Consider the following 4,643-nt stretch of genomic DNA (forward strand, 5'->3'; position numbering starts at 1 on the left):
GACCTTGCTCGAAGCTGCCAGCGAACGTGATGAAGCTGTCGCCATCGCCGTCGCGCTCAAGCGCGCGGTCGAACAGCCCGGCCAAAGGGCGGCTCTCGTCACCGGCGATCGCGCATTGGCACGGCGCGTCTCGATCGAGCTCCAGCGCTTCGGCGTCGCCGCCGACGATTCCGGTGGCACGCCGCTCGCCAACACCCCGGCGGCCAGCCTGCTCAGGCTGGCGCTCGAGGCATTGTTCAGGCCAGGCGATCCGGTCGGCCTGTTGTCGCTGCTCAAGCATCCGCTGCTTGGCCTCGGCCTCGAACGGGCCGATGTGCGCCACGCGGCGGAACTGGTCGAGCTGGTGGCGCTGCGCGGCGGCACCGGCCGCCCAGACATCGTTTCGCTGCCGGAACTGTTCGAGGCCCGCCTCACCGGTCTGGGCGGCGGCAGCCGGCCGCCCTTCTGGTTTTCCCGGCTGACCGTGCGCTCCATCGAAACTACCCGGAATTTGCTTGAACGTCTCAAGCAGGCTCTGGCGCCGCTCGCAGCCTTCCGCGGCCGGGACGATGCCGACCTTGCCGCGCTTGTCAGGGCCAGCGTCGCCACACTCGAAAATCTCGGCCGCACCGCCGACGGTGGTCTTGGCGAACTCTATGCCGGTGACGCCGGCGAAAAGCTTGCCGAACTGCTGCGCGGGCTGGTCGCGGCTTCGGCTTCACTGTCCTTCGCGGCGACCGAGTGGCCCGATATCATGGCGGCGCTGATCGCGCCTGAATCGGTCAAGCCGGCACAGGGCACCGACCGGAACATCGCCATCTGGGGTGCGCTGGAAGCCCGATTGCTGACCGTCGATACGCTGGTCATCGGCGGGCTCAATGAGGGCGTATGGCCGCGCAAGCCCGAGAGCGACCGCTTCATGTCGCGGCTGATGAAGACCGGTATCGACCTCGAACCGCCCGAGCGGCGCATCGGCCTTGCCGCGCATGATTTCCAGATGGCCATGGGCGCTGGGAAAGTGGTGCTGTCCCGCTCGGCGCGCGCCGGCGACGCACCCGCCGTGCCGTCGCGCTGGCTTCAGCGGCTGCTGACCTTTATCGGCAACAATCAGGCAGCGGAGCTGCGCCGGCGTGGCGACGAACTGCTCGCCTGGGCGCGCGCGCTGGATACAGGCCCAAGGCGGGATTTCGCGCCACGGCCGCAGCCGAAGCCGCCCCTGTCGGTGCGCCCGACGCATTTCTCGGTCACCGAGATCGAGACCCTGCGCCGGGATCCCTACGCTGTCTATGCGAGACGGATCCTTGGACTGATGCCGCTCGATCAGGTCATCCGCGACCCCGGTGCGGCCGAGCGCGGCACGCTGTTTCACGCCATCCTGCATCTGTTCTCAGGCAGTGTCGCCGATCCGCGCACCCCCGAGGCGCTCGCCGGCCTTATCGCCGCCGGCCGCGCCTGTTTTGCCGAGGCCGCACTTCCGGCCGATGTCGAGGCGGTGTGGTGGCCGCGCTTCGAGAAACTCGCCGCCAACATCATCGGGTGGGAGCGCACGCGCGCCGATGCGGTGACAAAGCGCCATGCCGAGGAGCGCGCCGGCAAGACCGTTGTCGGCCAATCCGGCGTGACGCTGTCCGGCTACGCCGACCGCGTTGACCTTTTGGCCGGCGGCATGGCCGACATACTGGATTACAAGACCGGTTCCTCGCCGTCCAAGGCGCAGGCGCACACACTGCTTGCGCCGCAACTGGCGTTGGAGGGCGCGCTGCTCAGGCGCGGCGCCTTCAAGGATCTGGGCGTACGCGAGCCCTCTCAACTGGCCTTCATCAGGCTGAAGCCGAATGGCGAGGTGTTCGAGGAATCCATCCTCGAACACAATCGCCAGCCGCGGACCGCGACCGATCTTGCCGAAGAGGCCTGGGCGCGGCTGGAAAAGCTGTTGATCCACTATGCCGATCCTGCGACGGGTTATCTGTCGCGCGCGCTGCCGTTCCGCGAAGGCGAGACCGATGGCGACTACGACCATCTTGCCCGCGTGCTCGAATGGTCGGCAGGCGGCGATGCCGGCGACGAGGCAGGGGAGGCATGAAAAAGGCCTATCCGATCCCCAGCGACACCGCGACCAGCCAAGCCCGCGCCGCCGATCCCGGCAATTCCGCCTGGGTGTCGGCGAATGCCGGATCCGGCAAGACCCATGTGCTGGCCCAGCGCGTCATCCGGTTGCTGCTGCGCGGCACCGATCCCTCGAAGATCCTGTGCCTGACCTATACGCGCGCCGCTGCCGCCAACATGTCCAACCGGGTCTTCTCGACACTGTCGGAATGGACCACGCTCGGTGACGCCGACCTTGCGGCAAAGGTCGAGGCTCTGGAAGGCCGCCGGCCGGATCTCGAGACCATGCGCCGGGCGCGGCGCCTGTTCGCCGAGGCACTGGAAACGCCCGGCGGGTTGAAGATCCAGACCATCCATGCCTTCTGCGAATCGGTGCTGCACCAGTTCCCGCTGGAAGCCAACATCCCGGCCCATTTCGAGATGCTCGACGGCCAGATGGAGGCATCGCTGTTCGCCGCGGCGCGCCGCGAGATGATCTCCGGCACATCCGCCGGCGACAGGGATCTGGCCGAGGCTTTTGCCGCCATTCTCGATCGGGGCGGCGAAGCCGGGCTCGACGCCTTGCTGGGTGAGATCGTGCGCAAGCGCGACGGCTTGCGCAATTTCATCGACGCCGTCGGGCGTGATGGCACGCGCTTCCAGGCCCTGTTCGAGGAATTCCATTTCCATCCAGGCCAGACGGCCGAGGGCATAGCCGCTTCGGTATGGCCGTTGCCGGGTTTCCTGCCCGACTATTTTGCCGGCTTCGCCCACGCAGCCGAGGCCACCGACGCCAGATCGGTGCTGAACAACATCCTGCCCTATGCGCGGCAGGCTTTCGCCGAGGGCGATCCCATTCGGCGCCTGCAACTGCTGGCGCGAGCCTTCCTCAAGACCGATGGCGACGCCTACGACCCGGCAAAGGCCTTCAGGAAGGCCCTGGTCGACCGGCTGCCGGATCTGGCGGAGCGCTATCTCTCGGCCGCCAATGCCATCGTCGAAACCACCGACCGGCTGGCCCTGTTCCGGATGCTGGAGGGTACAAGAGCGGCGCTGACCATCGCCGACTGGCTGATCGCCCGCTACGAAATGCTGAAGCGCAGCCGCGGCTTTCTCGATTTCAACGACCTGATCACCCGCACCGTCAACCTGCTGGCGCGGCCAGACGCCGGCCCCTGGGTGCAATACAAGCTTGACCAGGGCATCGACCATATCCTGCTCGACGAGGCGCAGGACACCAGTCCGGACCAATGGGAAGTGGTGAAACGGCTGGCGGAAGAATTCTTTGCCGGCTTTGGCGCGCGCGACAGGGTCCATCGCACGGTCTTCGCGGTCGGCGACGAGAAGCAGTCGATCTATTCGTTCCAGGGGGCTGCCCCGGACTCCTTCGCCGACAGCCGGCTGTTGTTCGCGGGACGGGTGCGTGACGCCGAGGCGTCCTTTGCCGATCTCAAACTGACCTGGTCGTTCCGCTCGACCGACGACGTTCTTACCGCGGTCGACCGCGTCTTCGCCGACGCGAGCGTGCGGCGCGGCATCAGCCATGATCCCGATCCGCTGCGCCACCAGGCGATCCGCACCGACGCACCGGGCTATGTCGAGGTGTGGCCGTCGGTCGGCGCCGATGTCGTCGATGAGCCCGACGACTGGACGCAAGCCATCGACCATGCGCACGCGCCGGCGGTGCGCGTGGCTGAGAACGTCGCCGCCACAATCGCCGGCTGGATCGGCAGTGGCGAAATCATCGAAGGCCGGGGCAAGCGGCTGCGGCCGGGCGATGTGCTGGTGCTGGTGCGCAAGCGCGACCGCTTCGTCCATGCGCTGACCCGCGCACTCAAACGCCGCGACATTCCGGTTGCCGGCGCCGACCGGCTGAGCCTGCCTGGACACATCGCGGTCAAGGACCTGATTGCGCTCGGTCATCTCCTCATCCAGCCGCAGGACGATCTGTCGCTTGCCGCCGTGTTGCGCAGCCCGATCTTCGATCTGCCGGAAGAGACGCTTTTCACGCTCGCCGCGCAGAGGCCGTCCGGCTTGTCGCTGATCGCGTCGTTGCGACAGCACGCCGGCGAAAGCGAGAGACTGGCGAAGATCGTCGCCCAGGTCGACATCTGGACGAACGAGGCCGCCTTCAAACCGGTGTTCGAGTTTTACGCTGGCCTGCTGGCGCGTGATGGCGTGCGCCGCAAGATGATCGCGCGGCTCGGGCCCGAAGCCGGCGACATTCTCGACGAGTTCCTCAGCTTCTGCCTGGCCGAGGAACGGACCGGCCTGCCGGGGCTGGAAGCCTTCCTGTCGACGCTGGAAAACGCCGGTCCTGAGATCAAGCGCGAGATGGACCAGACCCGCGACGAGGTCCGGGTCATGACCCTGCACGCTGCCAAGGGCCTGGAAGCGCCGGTCGTGTTCCTGGTCGATGGCGGTTCCGCCCCGTTCAGTGACCAGCATCTGCCGCGCCTGATGCCCTTCGATGGCTCCGGCGCGAATTGGGACGGCAAGGGCTATCTCTGGCGCTCTGCCAGCGACGTCGCCAACGGCTTTTCCAAAGCAGCGGCGGCGCGGGCACGGGAACTCGCCGA

2 protein-coding genes are annotated in these 4,643 nt (G+C 67.2%); both read left to right on the forward strand.

Annotated features, from left to right (window positions below; genetic code table 11):
- Positions 1–2,062, forward strand: a 2,062-nt coding sequence (gene addB / locus EN964_RS25250; RefSeq protein WP_127276869.1) for a double-strand break repair protein AddB, incomplete at its 5' end; no start/stop codon positions are given.
- Positions 2,059–4,643 (forward strand): double-strand break repair helicase AddA (gene addA, locus EN964_RS25255; RefSeq protein ID WP_127276871.1); only part of this gene is annotated, 2,585 nt, incomplete at its 3' end. The genes addB and addA, both read left to right, overlap by 4 nt.

This window comes from Mesorhizobium sp. M7A.F.Ca.CA.001.10.2.1 (assembly GCF_003998575.1).
Taxonomy (GTDB): Bacteria; Pseudomonadota; Alphaproteobacteria; order Rhizobiales; family Rhizobiaceae; genus Mesorhizobium.